General features: G+C 63.8%; 12 protein-coding genes and 1 tRNA gene. 7 read left to right on the plus strand and 6 right to left on the minus strand.

Going from position 1 to position 15998, the window contains the following annotated elements:
• Nucleotides 1–47: 47 nt before the first annotated feature.
• Entirely contained in the window at nucleotides 48–1883 is a 1836-nt protein-coding gene (locus B0G74_RS03070) for an ABC transporter ATP-binding protein (RefSeq protein ID WP_132373599.1), read from the minus strand.
• A 691-nt stretch (nucleotides 1884–2574) separates the two neighbouring features.
• On the opposite strand from B0G74_RS03070, the gene B0G74_RS03075 reads away from it, so the two are divergent.
• The 3 genes from B0G74_RS03075 (at nucleotide 2575) to B0G74_RS03085 (ending at nucleotide 5373) form a co-directional block, all read left to right on the plus strand.
• Nucleotides 2575–3639: a glycosyltransferase family 4 protein gene (locus B0G74_RS03075; protein WP_132373600.1), complete on the plus strand. Its 1065-nt coding sequence runs from the start codon at nucleotides 2575–2577 to the stop codon at nucleotides 3637–3639.
• 263 nt (nucleotides 3640–3902) lie between these two features.
• Nucleotides 3903–4757: a hypothetical protein gene (locus tag B0G74_RS03080; RefSeq protein ID WP_132373601.1), complete on the plus strand. Its 855-nt coding sequence runs from the start codon at nucleotides 3903–3905 to the stop codon at nucleotides 4755–4757.
• A 151-nt stretch (nucleotides 4758–4908) separates the two neighbouring features.
• Entirely contained in the window at nucleotides 4909–5373 is a 465-nt protein-coding gene (locus tag B0G74_RS03085; RefSeq protein WP_132373602.1) for a DUF2214 family protein, read from the plus strand.
• A gap of 169 nt (nucleotides 5374–5542) precedes the next feature.
• On the opposite strand, the gene B0G74_RS03090 is transcribed toward B0G74_RS03085, so the two are convergent.
• From B0G74_RS03090 to B0G74_RS03110, 5 genes are all read right to left on the minus strand, one after another.
• A complete protein-coding gene (locus tag B0G74_RS03090) occupies nucleotides 5543–7423 on the minus strand; it encodes an ABC transporter ATP-binding protein (protein ID WP_132373603.1) in 1881 nt (626 codons plus the stop codon).
• Nucleotides 7424–7910: 487 nt separating this feature from the next.
• Nucleotides 7911–7985 (minus strand) — tRNA-Val (locus B0G74_RS03095).
• Nucleotides 7986–8033: 48 nt separating this feature from the next.
• Complete coding sequence (gene dnaQ / locus B0G74_RS03100) at nucleotides 8034–8768, minus strand: DNA polymerase III subunit epsilon (RefSeq protein ID WP_132373604.1); 735 nt, start codon at nucleotides 8766–8768, stop codon at nucleotides 8034–8036.
• Between the two features lie 78 nt (nucleotides 8769–8846).
• Nucleotides 8847–9293, minus strand: a complete 447-nt coding sequence (gene rnhA / locus B0G74_RS03105; RefSeq protein ID WP_106283734.1) for a ribonuclease HI — start codon at nucleotides 9291–9293, stop codon at nucleotides 8847–8849.
• A complete protein-coding gene (locus B0G74_RS03110) occupies nucleotides 9290–10165 on the minus strand; it encodes a class I SAM-dependent methyltransferase (protein WP_132373605.1) in 876 nt (291 codons plus the stop codon). Before B0G74_RS03110 ends, rnhA begins: the two co-directional genes overlap by 4 nt.
• Nucleotides 10166–10184: 19 nt before the next feature.
• Here B0G74_RS03110 and gloB point away from each other — a divergent pair, with 19 nt between their 5' ends.
• From gloB to carA, 4 genes are all read left to right on the plus strand, one after another.
• On the plus strand, nucleotides 10185–10976 hold the full coding sequence (gene gloB / locus B0G74_RS03115; protein WP_132373606.1) for a hydroxyacylglutathione hydrolase: 792 nt from the start codon (nucleotides 10185–10187) through the stop codon (nucleotides 10974–10976).
• Nucleotides 10977–11132: 156 nt separating this feature from the next.
• The gene (locus tag B0G74_RS03120; RefSeq protein WP_132373607.1) at nucleotides 11133–12827 is read left to right on the plus strand and encodes a transglycosylase SLT domain-containing protein; all 1695 of its coding nucleotides are present in this window, start codon (nucleotides 11133–11135) and stop codon (nucleotides 12825–12827) included.
• A 210-nt stretch (nucleotides 12828–13037) separates the two neighbouring features.
• Nucleotides 13038–14279, plus strand: coding sequence for an MFS transporter (locus B0G74_RS03125; protein ID WP_132373608.1), 1242 nt, complete (start codon nucleotides 13038–13040; stop codon nucleotides 14277–14279).
• A 439-nt stretch (nucleotides 14280–14718) separates the two neighbouring features.
• Nucleotides 14719–15873, plus strand: a complete 1155-nt coding sequence (carA, locus tag B0G74_RS03130) for a glutamine-hydrolyzing carbamoyl-phosphate synthase small subunit (protein ID WP_132373609.1) — start codon at nucleotides 14719–14721, stop codon at nucleotides 15871–15873.
• Nucleotides 15874–15998: the final 125 nt, after the last annotated feature.

The raw sequence follows: 15998 nt of genomic DNA on the forward strand, positions 1-15998 counted from the left end.
TTTCTTTTGGCGGTGACGGCTCGCGGCTCGAAGCCTGCCGCGCGGGTTCAGACCACGTGCTGTTCGTCGACCTTCTTTCCGCCGATGTGCAGCGTGTGGCCCTTGCCATACTGCTTGGTGAGCAGATCGCGATACAGGCCGGGACGCTGGCGCAGTTCTTCAGGGCTGCCGTCGTCGATGACCTTGCCGGCGCTCATTACGATGATCCGGTCGAAGTTGTTCAGCGTCGACAGACGGTGCGCGATCGCGACCACCGTGCGGCCGACCATCAGCCGGTCGAGCGCCTTCTGGATCGCTTCTTCCGACGCGCTGTCGAGCGCCGAGGTGGCTTCGTCGAGCAGCAGGATCGGCGCGTTCTTCAAAATTGCGCGTGCAATCGCGATACGCTGACGCTGGCCGCCCGAGAGCTTCACGCCGCGGTCGCCGACGATCGTGTCGTAGCCTTCCGGCATGGCCTCGATGAAGTCCGCGCAGCGCGCCTCGCGCGCGGCCGCGAGCACTTCTTCGCGGCTCGCCTCCGGGCGCCCGTAGGCGATGTTCTCGTACACCGTGCGATGGAACAGGGAGATGTCCTGCGGGACCAGCGCGATCGTGTGGCGCAGGCTGTCCTGCGTGATCGTGGCGATGTCCTGGCCGTCGATCCTGATCGCGCCGCCTTGCGTCTCGTAGAAACGCTGCAGCAGCGCCAGCACGGTGGATTTGCCCGCGCCCGACTTGCCGATCAGGCCGACGCGCTGGCCGGGTTCGATATGCAGGTCGAAGTGATCGAGAATCGGGCGGCGGCGCGGGTAAGCGAACGTCACGCTTTCGAAATCGATGCGGCCGCCTTGCGGCACGAGTTCGGTCGCACCGTCGCGATCCGGCATGCCGTGCGGCTCCAGCAGCGTGCGCACGGCTTCAGCGAGGCGCGCCACGTGCTGCGTGACGTCGACGAGCGCCACGGCCAGGTCGCGCGTGCCGTGCAGGATCGTGAAACCGAGCGAACTGACGAGCACGATGTCGCCCGAGGTCGCCTTGCCTTGATCCCACAGCCAGAGCGCCCAGCCCAGCAGGCCCGCCGACAGCAGCGCGGTGATCACCGCGTGCAACAGGCGCAGCTTTTCCAGATACAGCAGGCTCTGCTGGCGCGCGTCCATCTCGGCCTTGACCGTTGCGCCGAACCGCTGCTGCTCGCGAAACGTCATGCCGAAGGCGCGCACGAGGCCCATGTTGCTGATCACGTCGACCAGCTCGCCGTCCACCGACGCCGCCTTGGTGGCGAAATGGTGATGGCGCGCCGAGCCGCGGCCGGCCAGCTTGTACAGCACGACCGACAGAATGGCCGAGCACAGCATCAGGCCACAGGCCATCAGCGGATTCACCGCGATGATCATGACGATCGCGCCGAGCACCGCGATGCACGGCGGCAGCACGTTCCACGCGGTGGTGTTCTCCGCCGTGTAGACCGCGTTCGAGGTCGCCGTGATCCGGCTGGCGAGCATGCCTGGCTGCTTCTCGGAGTAGTACGTTGGCGAGTGTCCGCTCAGATACTGAAACAGGTCGCGCCGCAGGTCGCCGGTCACGGCGACGAACGTATGCGCGGCGACCCAGCCGCCGACCCGCCACAGCATGTTGTCGGCGGCGATCAGGCCGACCAGGATGGCGAACGCCCCCCACAGCGGGCCGGGATGATGCCGGCCTTCGCCGAGCACGTCGATCAGGTGTTTAATCGCGTATTGCGAAGCGAGCGCACAGCCCACGGCCGCAAACACGCTGCACAGGACGATCGCATGCGCGAGCGGATGGCGGCGGATAAAGCGGAAAAGGAACGCAAGAGGCCGGTGCGCATAGCTCGCGAGCTTTGCGTTCTGGGCATTACGCTGGGCGATGGTTAAATGTTCCAATTGATCGTGAGGTCGATGTGTTTCGGGTTGTGCATGCAAAGCGTAGGCCACATGGAAAAGGTTCGCCGCGAAGCCGATGCTTCGCATTGTAAACATGCAAAAGCGATTGCGCCCTGTGTATCCGGGCCTTGGCGCGATTGATTTCGCGATAGACGTCCGCGACCCACTGCTACTCGACCCGTTCATGGGGTCAGGGTTCACGCAGGCTGCGAAACTTTTAGGGATATAATTACAAATTGCATTCAACCGCGATGCGGCATTTCTTCAACGCTTGCCGGCAAAGTTGACGCAAGAGCTTACGACGCCACCTCGGCGGTCCATGCCGCAAGCCAGTTGCCACTGTAGAACTGTCTTAGAAAACAAGGGTTTGCAAAGTGTTTCGCCTTTGTAACAACGTAAAGACTTTGAAATGTTGTGGTGCAGCGAGAATGCCGGCATTGATAATGCATGCTCTGTAGGCCCGTCGAATTTTCTGACAGTTTGTCAACGTAGGTGTCATGTGTGCGTTTACCGGCACATGCGCAGACATTGATCACCGGTCTGGGCTCACTACCCAAGCGATCCATCGCAGGATTTCTCGAAAGAATCAGGCCCGCGCCGGCATGTTCCGGCCAGACTGCCCTGGCGAGCAAGCGAGTCGCTTTTACCAAACGCAGTACTTTTGCCTGATTTTTTACGAGGAGTTCTTCATATGCGAATCGCTCAAATCGCTCCGTTGCACGAGGCGGTTCCTCCCAAGCTGTACGGTGGTACGGAACGCGTGGTGTCCTATCTGACTGAAGCTTTGGTCGAGCAGGGGCACGACGTCACGCTCTTTGCGAGCGGCGATTCGCAAACCTCGGCGAAACTCGAAGCCTTCTGGCCGCAGGCGCTGCGCCTCGACCCGACCATCCGCGACGTGATGGCGCCGCACATGCTGCTGCTCGAAGAAGTGCGCCGCCGCGCGGACGAATTCGACGTGCTTCATTTCCACATCGACTACTACCCGTTCTCGCTGTTCGCGCGCCAGCCGGTGCCGTTCCTGACCACGCTGCACGGCCGTCTCGATCTGCCGGAACTGCAGCCGATCTTCAATACGTTCAGCGACGTGCCGGTGGTGTCGATTTCGGACAACCAGCGCATTCCGCTGCAACAGGCGAACTGGCTGCAAACCGTCTATCACGGCCTGCCGGAAAACGTGCTCACGCCGATCGCCAACGTCGAGCCGGGCTACCTCGCTTTCCTCGGCCGCGTCTCGCCGGAGAAGGGCCTCGACCGCGCGATCCGCATCGCCGGGCAGGCAGGCATGAAGCTCAAGGTCGCCGCCAAGATCGACAAGGCCGACCGCGCCTATTACGAAGAAGTGATCAAGCCGCTGATGGCGCTCCCGCACGTCGAGTACATCGGCGAAATCGGCGAAGCCGAAAAGCGTGAGTTCCTCGGCAACGCGCATGCACTGGTGTTCCCGATCGACTGGCCGGAGCCCTTCGGTCTGGTCATGATCGAAGCGATGGCGTGCGGTACGCCGGCGATCGCGTTTAACCGCGGTTCGGTGCCGGAAGTGATCGAAAACGGCGTGTCGGGCTTCGTCGTCGAAGACGAAATCAGCGCGGTCGCCGCAGTCAAGCGTCTGCACACGCTGTCGCGCGCCGGTGTGCGCAAGGCGTTCGAGTCGCGCTTCTCGTCGAAGGTGATGGCGAAGAACTACGTCGCCACCTACGAAGAACTGCTGCGCCAGAAGCATCGCACCGTGCTGCGCGAAGTCAACGCCAGCTAATCGACGTGATGCGCGGCAGGTAAGAAAGTCGCATCGGCTCGAGGAGCGCTGCTCGCGGAGCGCTTTCAGGCGCTCCGGCGGCCACCAGCAACGCCCCGTGCGGCACTTGCCCACGGGGCGTTGTTGCAGGCGCGCCGCGTTTTTCTTAATCAGCGGACGAAAGTGCGGGTTTCGGCCGGTAAGAATGAGCCACTCTCCGTAATATCCCTATAATGGCCCTGCCGCAAATTTGGCTGCGGCGCCGCCGACGACAGGAGGATGCCTTGGCGAGAACGAAAGAGACGCGTGCGAACGCGGCGCCCGGCGCCGGAACGATTTTCGCGTTGCGCGCCATCGGTCTCGTGATCCTTGCTCGCTGGCTTTTTTCGATGGCGGACCTGGATGCGGGCGCGTCGCTGCTGGCCATGCTGTCCTCGCCGTGGGCGTGCATCAACCTCGTTTTCCTGTTCCTGCTGATCTTCCTGCCGGGCGCGCGCGCCGTGGCCGAGCGCCCGTTTCATCCGCTGCCGCAATGGCTGCGGCAGGCGCTGCGTCTGTTCGCTTTCCTCGGGTTCCTGTTTGCGGTCTGGTCGGTCGGCGCGTTTACCGCGAGCGCCGGCTGGCGGCGTGCCGCCAACGCGGTGGCAGCTTCCAACGGCTGGTTGTTGGCCGCGCCGGCGCTGTATGCGGCCGTGCTGTGGATCTGCCGGCCGCGCGCGCTATGGCGCACCAATATCGCCGCGCGCCGTTTCGCGATCGGCCGCTATGCGGTCGCGCTCGATCCGGTCACGCGGACGGTGATCGTGTGGGCGGAGCGTCGCAAGGTGGGACAGTACGACGCGCGCGAATTGTCCGTGCGCTGGGCGGCCGGGCAGCGCGTGCGAACGACGCCGACACCCACTCCCACGGTCGCGTTCGGCACCGCAGGTGAGCCGGCAGGGTCCGGCGCGTCGCTGGGCTCGGCCGCTGCGCCGTCGCTGGCACACGGCGCCTTTGGGCGCCGTCCGAAGATCGAGTTGCTGTGGGATTCGCCGGCCGCCGCGGGGCACAACCGGCAAACCGTATTCCGCACCGCGCTGACGACCGAAGGCGATCGCGTCGCCGCCCGCGCGCTTGACACATCCTTGCAGCAGGTCTGAGTCTGCCGATTTGTGCAGTCGGCCACACCCCGTGGCCGAAGCAGGCGTTGTAGATTGAGCCGTAGTCGATAATGAAGTCATGGCGCCCGGCGCTTCAGCGCGGGCGAGTGAGACACACAACGATCGTATCGCGTCCTTTGCAGGAGTCGCTATGCTGGTTCGCTGGTTGATTGCCGCCATCCATCTGCTTGCTTATGGCTTCGCGCTCGCGTCGATTCTGCGGCGCACGTGGGCGCTCCGCCGCGCCACCGTGCCTGCCGCGCTGCGCTCCGTGTTCCGGGCGGATACAGGGTGGGGCATCTCGGCCTTGGTGCTGATCGTCACCGGATTGATGCGCGCTTTCGGCGGTTTCGAAAAGGGCGCCGACTACTATCTCCACGAGCCGCTCTTTCATCTCAAGATGACGCTGCTCGTGATCATTCTCATCCTCGAAGTCCCGTCGATGCTCGCGCTGATGCGCTGGCGCGCCGCGATCAGGAAAGGCGCGGCGCCGGATCTGCACAAGGCGCGCTCTTACGCACGCTATAGCGTGATACAGACGATTTTGATGGTGCTGATGGTGTTTGCGGCGACAGGGATGGCGCGTGGTGTGGGGTTGCCTGCGGGCGTGGTTTAACTCCGGCGCGGGCGCGTTGGCGTTTGGGCGGTTGGTGCTGACCAGCCGCTTGCGCTTACGCGCTTGAACCTACGCTCGCGCTCGTAAAAAATGGGCGGTGGAACGCCAACCGAAAGCGCCGCCAGCATACTAGCGGTTTCCAGTCGACCTTCCACGCGCCCCCTTCAAATCACTTCCCGACCAGCAAGCTGGAATCGTCGGTCCGGTTCGCGTTCGGCCGCGCGGCCCGAGTCGTCGTGAGTTCCGGCTCACCCAGCCCCTTGATCAGCTCCAGCGCCTGACGCTCGAACAACCGCCGGTACAGGCCTTTCTCGAGCCTGATGAGCGCTTCGTGGCTGCCTTCCTCGATTACCTTGCCCTTATCCAGCACCAGCAGCCGGTCCAGCGCACGCACGGTGGAAAGGCGGTGCGCCACCACCAACGTAGTGCGGCCCATCATCAGCCGCTCCATGGCCTGCTGGATCAGCACTTCGCTTTCGCTGTCGAGGCTCGACGTCGCTTCGTCCAGAATCAGGATCGGAGCGTCGGCGAGAAACGCCCGCGCGATGGCGACGCGCTGACGTTCGCCGCCCGAGAGCTTGACGCCGCGTTCACCGACCAGCGTGTCATAGCCATTGGGCAGCGCCGCGATGAAGTCGTGCGCGCTCGCGAGCTTCGCGGCGCGCTCGATCTCGGCGCGGCTCGCACCGGGCCGCGCATACGCGATGTTCTCGGCGAGCGAGCGGTGAAACAGCACCGGCTCCTGCTGAACGATCGCGATCTGGCTGCGCAATGACGCCTGCCGCACCCGGGCGATGTCCTGACCGTCGATCGTGATCCGGCCTTCCGAAATGTCGTAGAGCCGCTGGATCAGCTTGATGAACGTCGTCTTCCCCGAGCCCGAATGCCCGACCAATCCGACGCGTTCGCCCGGCGCGATGCGCACGGAGAAGTTGTCGTAAAGCGGCTGGCCGTTCGTTCCGTAGTGGAAGGTCACGTGCTCGAAACGGATCTCGCCTTTGCCGATCGCGATCGGACCCGCGCCGGCACGGTCTTCGATACCCAGCGGCTGGCTCTCCAGCGACACCAGTTCCTCCATGTCGTTGACCGAGCGTTGCAGGTTGCGGATGTGCATGCCCACGTCGCGCAGATAGCCTTGCAGCATGAAGAACATGGTGAGCGCGAACGTGATGTCGCCGACGCCGGCTTCGCCGCGCGCCCACAGCAGCAGCGCGGCGCCGAGGATCGCGGCCTGAATCGCCACCAGCATGCCGCCCTGGACGCCGCCGTTGATCGTGCCGCGCATCCACGTGCGGCGCGTGCGGTGCCGCCACTTGCCGATCACGCGCGACAGCAGCACTTCTTCACGCTCTTCCGCGCCGAACGCCTTGACCACGCCGTTGCAACTGACCGCGTCGGCGAGCGCGCCGCCCATGCGCGTGTCCCACCCATTCGCGAGGCGCGCGGCCGGCGCGACAAAGCCGAGCGACATGGCCACGGTCACCGCGATATACAGCACCGAGCCGATGCCGACGACCGCGCCCATCATCGGCCAGCGCCAGCCGAGCAGAACCGTCGCGCCGACCAGCATCACGAGCGACGGCAACAGCGCGATCAGCAGCGTGTCGTTGAGCAGGTCGAGCGCCCACATGCCGCGGGTGATCTTGCGCACCGTTGAGCCGGCGAAGCTGTTGGCGTGCCAGTCGGTCGAAAAGCGCTGCACGCGATGAAACGCATTCGCGGCGATCTCGCTCATCATCTTGAGCGTGAGCCGGATGATGTTGAAGTACACGCCTTGCCGCAGCAGCGTGGCGCCGAGGCCGAGCGCGCCCAGCACGCAGAAGGCCGTGACCGCCGCATGCCAGGCGACGGCGTCGCTGGCCGCGCCCGATGCGATCGCATCGACAAGGCGTCCGGCGAACATCGGCGTGAGTACGTCGGCCAACGCCGAAAGCAGCACCAGCGCCGTAATGACGACGATGCGCCAGGGCTGCTGCGCCCAGTGATGGAAGGTAAAGCCGAGGACATCTTTGAAGGCTTGTCCACGAAAGTCGAGTTTTTTTCTGGTCATTTGCCACGACCCGGTGGCGCATGAGCGCACCGAGGTTCCAGTCAGAAGCGAAGGACGAGACAGTCAAAACGCGCCGGAATGCACCGGCGATTGAACTGCGGACTGTCTGGGAATTGCGCGGAGTGCCTTTTCAGGCGACGCCACGTGAACGGCGATCAGGCGACTTAATCGAACGGATTAAGATCGCGAAACCGCTCGCGAGACCATGCCGGGGACGGCGATACGCATTGCAAACATGTGGCGCCTCCCTATGGTCGAATGAAGTGAAGAAAATTGACGGGGCGAATGCCCGAGCGCCAACTATATCAGCAGTATCTGGCGTCCGCAAACGTACGAAGATCCGGAGTTGACGCCTGAGGCGGACGTTGAGAGCCGGAATCTGCCTGGCATTCCGTACGGTTTCCGAACGCCGAATCACGAAATGAAAAAGGGCTCACGCATTTCTACGTGAGCCCTTTAGTCTTCGGTGATCGACACACCAAAATTCTGGTGGGTAGTACTGGGATCGAACCAGTGACCCCTGCCGTGTGAAGGCAGTGCTCTACCGCTGAGCTAACCACCCGAAGAGAGCCGAATTATGTCAGGGATTTTCGGCCTCGTCCAGTACTTTTTAAGCGGTTTGCTCATCCGCGGCGGGCGCAGGTTCGAGGCGCCACACGCTCGTGCCCTTGATCGCCTTGTCGAGACCGTCGAGCACCGCCTGGTGCGCAGCAAGTTCGTCGTCGCTGGCGGCGATCACGACCAGATCCAGCGAACTGATCGCGATGCGCGGCGCGTGCGCATCGCCACCGGCATGCGACTCGCCGAGCATGTCGATGACGAGGCTTTCCTGGCCGCGCGTCATCGCCAGATAGACTTCGGCGAGCAGTTCCGAGTCGAGCAGGGCGCCGTGCAGCGTACGGTGCGCGTTGCTGATGCCGAAGCGGTCGCACAGCGCGTCGAGTGAATTGCGCTTGCCGGGGAACATCTGCTTGGCGCGCGCCAGCGTGTCGATGATTTCGCCGCAGTAGGTGCTCACCTGCGGCAAGCCCAGCAACGCGAACTCGACATCGAGAAAGCCGATGTCGAACGGTGCGTTGTGAATGATCAGGTCCGCGCCCTGGATGAAGTCGCGGAACTGGTCGGCGATCTCGCCGAACTTCGGCTTGTCGCTCAGAAATTCGGTGGTCAGGCCATGAACGGCCAAGGCGCCCGGATCGCTGTCGCGTTCCGGGTTGATGTAGAAGTGCAGGTTGTTGCCGGTGAGCCGGCGGTTCACCAGCTCGACACAGCCGAGTTCGAGAATCCGGTCGCCGGTGCGGGCATTCAGGCCGGTGGTTTCGGTATCGAGGATGAGTTGACGCATGTCGGATTAGCCTGCCAAAGATAATTGCAGCAAAAAAATGGCGCGCGCGGTTACCCGGCGCGGCCGTCGCAGCAGGAATTACATCTGCGCGAGTGACGCGACGCCGCGATTGGCCAGCTGGTCGGCGCGCTCATTCTCCGGGTGGCCATTGTGCCCACGCACCCAGCGCCACTCGATTTCGTGTTGCGCGACGAGCGCATCGAGCCGCTTCCACAAGTCGGCGTTCTTGACCGGCTGCTTCGCGGCGGTGATCCAGCCTTTCTTCTTCCAGCCGTGGATCCATTCGCTGATGCCTTTCTGCACGTATTGCGAGTCGGTGTGCACGACCGCCTTGCAGGGCCGCTTCAGCGCTTCGAGCGCGGCGATCACGCCCATCAGTTCCATGCGGTTGTTGGTGGTGTTGGCTTCGCCGCCGAACAGTTCTTTTTCCTGGTCGCCGAAGCGCAGCAACGCGCCCCAGCCGCCGGGGCCGGGGTTGCCCTTGCAGGCGCCGTCGGTATAAATGTCGATGAGATCGGAAGTCATTGAGTGTGGTTGCGTGTATTCGGTGTGGCGGCGGGCGCGAGGCCCGCGGCGAGGACGGGTTTCTTCACTTTCAGCGGGCCGACGAGACGCATGCCGCGCACGCGCTTGATCGCCTTGATCATGTAGGTGGCGCCGAAAATCGGCCACCAGCGGTCGCCGGCGGCTTCCATGAAACCGTAGCGGGCGAGCCATTGTTCGCTGCCAAGCGGCGGACGATAGCAGCCGAAGCGCCCGCGTTCAAGGTCGAAGCCCAGCAGCTTGATCCAGTCTTTCAGCCGGGTGAAGGCGATCAGGTCGACGGCCGCCGGCACGAAAGGCCGGCCGGTCATCTTGCCGACCGATTGCCGCGCGCCCCAAAGCGACAGCGAATTGAAGCCGAGAATGATCAACTGGCCCTCGGGCATCAGCACGCGCTCGGCTTCGCGCAGCAGACGGTGCGGGTCGCTCGTGAATTCCAGCGTGTGCGGCATCACGATCAGATCGACGCTTTGCGCTTCGAACGGCAGGTCCAGCAGGTCGCACCATACGGCACTGCGTCCGGCCGGCGCCGGCAGGCCCGCGAGTGCGCTTTGCGCCGCGCCACTGCCCGAATTGCTGCTCGAACCGTTGCGATTGCCATTGCCAACGTGCCCCGCGCCGCGCGGAAAAGCATACGGCGCGCTCGCCCCGCTCGCGGCGTCGAGCACGAGTCCGCGGCACGGCATGCGGTTCTCGCGCAGCGCGTCGAGTTGCGGCAGGCCGAGTTGCAGCGCATGGTAACCGAACACGTCCGACACCACGCGGTCGAGTTGGGTTTGCTCCCATTCGAGTACGTATCGGCCAGGTGGCGAGTCGGTCCAGGCGGGCCAGTCTATAATCGCTCGGTCAGTCATATCAAAGAATGCGTCGCCTATGAATGCGCTCGAGTACGTACCGGTCCCGGCGTTTGATGACAATTACATCTGGGTCGTTTCCGACGGACACCACGCGGCGGTCGTCGATCCGGGTGAGGCCGCCCCCGTAAAAGCCTATCTGGCGAAACGGGGCTGGCGGCTGAGCGCTATTTTACTCACGCACCATCATCAAGACCACGTCGGCGGGGTGGCCGATCTGCTGAATGGCCAGGCCGTGCCCGTCTACGGCCCCGCCGGTGAAGCGATCGAGCATCTCACGCGCCGTCTGAAAAATGGCGATCATGTGTCGATTGCGGCGCCCGCGCTCGAATTGAGCGTACTCGACGTGCCGGGTCACACGAGCGGCCACATCGCCTATTTCCAGGCGGCCGACCCGCAAGGCACGCCGCACGTGTTTTGTGGCGACACGCTGTTCGCCTGCGGTTGCGGCCGGTTGTTCGAAGGCACGCCGAAGCAGATGCTCGCCTCGCTGGATGCGCTCGCCGCGCTGCCCGGCGCGACCGAGGTTCACTGCGCGCACGAGTACACGCTGTCGAATATCCGCTTCGCGCTCGCGTGCGAGCCGGGCAACGCCGAACTGCAGGCCTGGCGGGACAAAGCGAGCGAACTGCGCGCGCGCGACGTGCCCACGTTGCCCACCACGATCGCCCATGAACGCGCCGTAAATCCGTTTTTGCGCGCCGGCGATCCGGCGGTGCAGGCGAGCTTGCGGGAGCAGTTGCACGAGAAGGTGCCGGATCGATTGACGGCCTTTACTTTGATGCGCGAATGGAAAAACCGCTTCCGGTGAGCCGATCCCAGGAAGGGTATTCCTCACGCGATGAATCGGAAAAATTCGCCAAGCCCAAGATTTACTTGATTTTTTCGTAATTTTCCGATTGACGTAAACGTTGCCGTTTCGTACTATCGGCTGCAAATTCCAGCCCTTGTGGAAGCCGAGACGTTCATGCGATTTATCTTTAGTGCGTTGCTGGTCCTGACGCTCGCCGCTTGCGCGAGCCAGGGACCGACGACGAGTATTCCGAACACCGCAACAAGCCCCGCCAGTCAGCAAGCCGTAGCCGACGCCCTTCGCAAGACAGCCACCGCCAAAGAGACGATCAACGTCGACCAGGGCTCCGTCACTCAGTTGACGAGCGCCGACGCCGACCTGTGGGGCCGTATTCGCCGTGGTTTCCAGATGCCGGACCTGCAAACCGACCTCGTCGACATGCAGGTCAACTGGTATGCGCAGCGTCCTGATTACGTGCAGCGCATGACCGAGCGCTCGCAAAAGTACCTGTACCACATCGTCGAAGAGCTCGAGGCGCGCCATATGCCGACCGAGCTCGCGTTGCTGCCGTTCATCGAATCGGCGTATAGCCCGCAGGCTTTGTCGGTGGCGAAGGCGGCCGGCATGTGGCAGTTCATGCCGGGCACCGGCCGCACCTACAACCTCAAGCAGAACATGTGGCAGGACGAGCGCCGCGACGTGCTGGCCTCGACCAGCGCCGCGCTCGACTATCTGTCGCGTCTGCATGACATGTTCGGCGACTGGCAGTTGGCGCTCGCGGCGTACAACTGGGGCGAGGGCAACGTGCAGCGCGCGATTGCGCGCAACGAAGCGGCGGGCTTGCCCACCGACTATCTGAGCCTGCGCATGCCGAACGAGACCCGCAACTACGTGCCGAAACTGCAGGCGGTGAAAAACATCGTGATGAACCCGCAAATGTACGGGCTCACGCTGCCGTCCATTCCGAACCACCCGTATTTCGTGACGGTGACCACCTCGCACGACATCGACGTGGACATGGCCGCCAAGCTCTCGAATCTGTCCGCAGACGAATTTCGCTCGCTGAACCCGTCGTTCAGGAAGCCGGTGATTCTCGGCGCGACGCAGCCGCAGATCCTGCTGCCGTTCGACAACGCCAGCGCCTTCGAGCGCAATCTGAAGACGTACTCCGGTTCGCTGTCGTCGTGGACCACGTACACGGTCACCGAACGCGCGACACCCGCGGCGATCGCGCAGAAGATCAGTGTCGACGCCGACACGCTGATGGAAGTGAACAAGATTCCGGTCGGCATGCGTTTGAAACCCGGTTCCACGATCGTGGTGCCGCGCGGTTCGGACGACGACGAAGACATCAGCGCCGACGTGGCTGAAAGCGCCGTGCTGGCGATGGAGCCCGACGTCCCCGATACGCGCAAGATGCTGATCCGCGTGCGCCGTAATCAGTCGATGGCCGCCATCGCCGTGCGTTACGGCGTGTCGGTCGGCCAGTTGAAGGCGTGGAACCGCACGCATCGCGACAGCGTGTCGCGCGGCCAGGTAATCGTGCTGCACGTGCCGGTCGGCAAGGCGATGCCGAGCGAGCCGGGTCCGGAGCGCATCGCGACCGACGTGCAAGGCGGCGGCGTCGAGAAGATCGGCACCCGCGTCGCAGACGCGCGCAGTGATTCGCGCTACGATAAGAAGAAGGGTCGTGGCCGGACAGAGGTGGTGAAAGTCTCCGAACCGGTGGGCAAGGTCAGCAAGCCGACGGCATCCAGCGCCAATAAGGGCAAGGTGACCAAGGTGTCGGCTTCCACGTCCAGCAAGGCGTCGAAGGCTGCGGCAGAGAGCCGCCCGAAGACCGTGGCCAACGCGAAGAAGGGTAAGTAGACCAATAGCGGCTCTGGCGGTAGTGACCACATGCGTTGCGGGGGCAGCGCATGAATTGCGCTCCGATCACGCACCGTGCTTTTTCCAACGCCGTCACCTGGGGTGACGGCGTTTTTCATTGTGCAGATCATTTCCGGCAAAGCGAGCGCTTTTCCTTTATCTTTCGTGCTTCGCCCAAACCCATTCGGCCAGCCGCCTAATTCAAAGCTCATGTCGTCGACCCAGTTGCGCGTCTTTTTGCTGTTCTCCGCCGGGTATTTCGTTTCCTACGTGTTCCGCGGCGTCAACCTCGGCTTTGCGCCGTTCATCACGCACGATCTGGGTTTGTCGGCTGCGGATTTGGGCTTGCTCACCAGTCTTTATTTCCTCGGTTTCGCGGGCGCCCAGATTCCGGCCGGCGTGCTGCTCGACCAATACGGCGCGCGGCGCGTCACGGCTGTCACGCTGCTGTTTGCGGCGCTCGGCATCTGGGTGTTCGGCGCCGCGCATAGCGTCGGCATGATGATGGTGGGGCGACTGCTGATCGGCGTCGGCGTTTCTGTCTGTCTTGGCGCCGCGTTCAAGGCATTGGCGCAGCACTTCGCCGCGGCGCGCCTGCCATTGATGAACGGTCTGGTGATGGCGATCGGCGGCTTCGGCGGCGTGATGGTTGGCTCGCCGCTGACGTGGGTCCTGACGTTCGCAAGCTGGCGCGTGGTCTGCATCGGACTGGGTTTGCTGACCGTGCTGGTCGCGTTGGCGCAGTGGACGCTCGCGCCGGACACGAAGGAAGCCCATCACCAGGCCAGTATCGGCGCCCAGTTCAAAGGCACGCTGCACATCCTGCGCAGTGCGGCGTTCTGGAAAGTCGCGTCGTTCTCGGTCGTCACGCAAGGCGTCTTTTACGCGATGCAGTCGCTTTGGGTCGGCGCGTGGCTGCGTGACGTGCAAGGCTTCGAGCCGCGCGAGGCCGCCGCGCTCGTGTCGATTCTCGGTTTCGCGATGATGGCCGGTTGCGTGGGCTTCGGCGCGGCGGCGCGCAGTCTCGAGCGGCGCGGCATCTCACTCCATGCGTTTTGCGGCATCGGCATGGCGCTGTACGTTCTGACGCAGTTGCTGATCATGTTCAAGGCGCCGCTGCCCGCGGGTCTGTTGTGGGCGGCGTACGGGATTTTCGGCGGCACTGGCATTCTCAGCTACGCGGTCATGACCCGGCACTTCCCGGCGCAGATGATCGGCCGCGTGAATACCACACTGACGTTGATCATCTTCCTGCTGATTTTCGGCTTTCAGATCGGCGTCGGCGCGGTGCTGTCGCGTTGGCCGGCGAGCGGCGGCCATTATCCGGCGGCCGCGCATCTGACCGCGTGGGGCATTCTGGTCGCGCTGCAGGTGTTGAGCGCGATCTGGTACATATTGCCGGGCCGCAAGCTGGTTCGTCCGGCCGAAATCCCCGCCGAACAGGACGCCTGAGCCCGGCCGGTGCGCCGCTTCGTCGGTCGCGCCCCATCTGCCGGCACTATCCCGATTCGCGCTCATGGCAACGCCGCGGAGCGCCGTCCGCACCAGCCGCAGCAAGGCTTTGAGCGATTTCGAGCCGCGCCGTCCCACGAGTCGAAGCCATCTCGGATTTGGAGGGAAGGGTAGTTTCACGCTATAATTCCAAGGTTTGAGCTTATCAACCCGCACCCTAGCGCCTACCTCTCCCATACCGTTCATCCGCCGCGCGCCACTGGCGTAGCAAGCAGGGCCCCGCCCCCAGCCGATCCGTCCACACAATGGACCCATCGCGCCTCTTGCAACGTCAACGGCAGTTCGCGAGCGAGTCTGCGCGCGCATCCCGGATGCGTTTCGCTGCGGCTCGCAGTCGGATAGACAGGTCGGCAACAGGGTGTTCCCCAAGGAGTCTCCCGTGTTGCCGTCATTTTCTCCCGCTCTGCTCGCGCTCGCCGACGGCACGGTCTTTCGTGGTTACTCGATCGGCGCCCCCGGGCACACCATCGGCGAAGTCGTGTTCAACACCGCTATCACCGGCTATCAGGAAATCCTGACTGACCCGAGCTACGCGCGCCAGATCGTGACCCTCACGTATCCGCATATCGGTAACGTCGGCGTGAACGCCGAAGACGTCGAAGCTACGAAAGTCCATGCCGCCGGCCTGATCATTCGCGATCTGCCGGTTCTCGCGTCGAACTTCCGCATGGAGCGCACGCTCTCGCAATATCTGCAGGACGAAGGCGTGGTCGCCATCGCCGGTCTCGACACCCGCATGCTGACGCGCGTTCTGCGCGACAAGGGCGCGCAGAACGGCGCGATCCTCGCCGGTTCGGACGACGAGGCCAAGGCAATCGAACTCGCACGCTCGTTCCCGGGTCTCTCGGGCATGGACCTGGCGAAGGTCGTGTCGACGAAGGAAACCTACGAGTGGACCCAGACCGAATGGCGTTTGGGCGAAGGCTATGGCACGCAGAAGGCGCCGAAGTATCGCGTGGTGGCGTTCGACTACGGCGTCAAATACAACATCCTGCGCATGCTGGCCGAACGCGGCTGCCACGTCACCGTGCTGCCGGCGCAAGCCAGCGCCGCTGACGCGCTCGCGCTCAATCCGGACGGCATCTTCCTGTCGAACGGCCCGGGCGACCCGGAACCGTGCGACTACGCGATTCGCGCCACGAAGGAGCTGATCGAGCGCGGCATTCCGACCTTCGGCATCTGTCTCGGTCATCAGATCATGGGCCTCGCGGTCGGCGCCAAAACCATGAAGATGAAGACCGGCCACCACGGCGCGAACCATCCGGTGAAAGATCTGGATGACGGCCGCGTGGTGATCACGTCGCAGAACCACGGTTTCGCGGTCGATGCCGACACGCTGCCCGCCAACGCCCGCGCCACGCACGTCTCGCTGTTCGACGGCACGCTGCAGGGCTTCGCGCTGACCGACAAGCCGGCGTTCTGCTTCCAGGGTCACCCGGAAGCGTCACCAGGTCCGCATGACATCGCCTATCTGTTCGATCGCTTCACGGCGTTGATGGATACGAAGAAGGCCGGCAAGACCGCAGCGGCATAAAGCGGCATACAAGTCTCGGCGGCGCGCGGCTCGCGCCGCGCTGCGGTGCGCGTCATCGACGCACACGCGACATACAGCGGAGCACGCGCGGCGAGCCGCACCAGACAGAGCAGAGCGCGCGCAAC

Origin of the sequence: Paraburkholderia sp. BL9I2N2, from assembly GCF_004339745.1 — a bacterium.
In the GTDB taxonomy this organism is placed as follows: Bacteria; Pseudomonadota; Gammaproteobacteria; order Burkholderiales; family Burkholderiaceae; genus Paraburkholderia.

Bases quoted from the DNA above. Each gene is read 5' to 3' on its own strand.
- B0G74_RS03120 (WP_132373607.1), top strand. From the start codon at position 11,133: ATGCGATTTATCTTTAGTGCGTTGCTGGTCCTGACGCTCGCCGCTTGC.
- rnhA (WP_106283734.1), bottom strand. From the start codon at position 9,293: ATGACTTCCGATCTCATCGACATTTATACCGACGGCGCCTGCAAGGGC.
- B0G74_RS03085 (WP_132373602.1), top strand. From the start codon at position 4,909: ATGCTGGTTCGCTGGTTGATTGCCGCCATCCATCTGCTTGCTTATGGC.
- dnaQ (WP_132373604.1), bottom strand. From the start codon at position 8,768: ATGCGTCAACTCATCCTCGATACCGAAACCACCGGCCTGAATGCCCGC.
- gloB (WP_132373606.1), top strand. From the start codon at position 10,185: ATGAATGCGCTCGAGTACGTACCGGTCCCGGCGTTTGATGACAATTAC.
- B0G74_RS03125 (WP_132373608.1), top strand. From the start codon at position 13,038: ATGTCGTCGACCCAGTTGCGCGTCTTTTTGCTGTTCTCCGCCGGGTAT.
- B0G74_RS03090 (WP_132373603.1), bottom strand. From the start codon at position 7,423: ATGACCAGAAAAAAACTCGACTTTCGTGGACAAGCCTTCAAAGATGTC.
- B0G74_RS03110 (WP_132373605.1), bottom strand. From the start codon at position 10,165: ATGACTGACCGAGCGATTATAGACTGGCCCGCCTGGACCGACTCGCCA.
- B0G74_RS03075 (WP_132373600.1), top strand. From the start codon at position 2,575: ATGCGAATCGCTCAAATCGCTCCGTTGCACGAGGCGGTTCCTCCCAAG.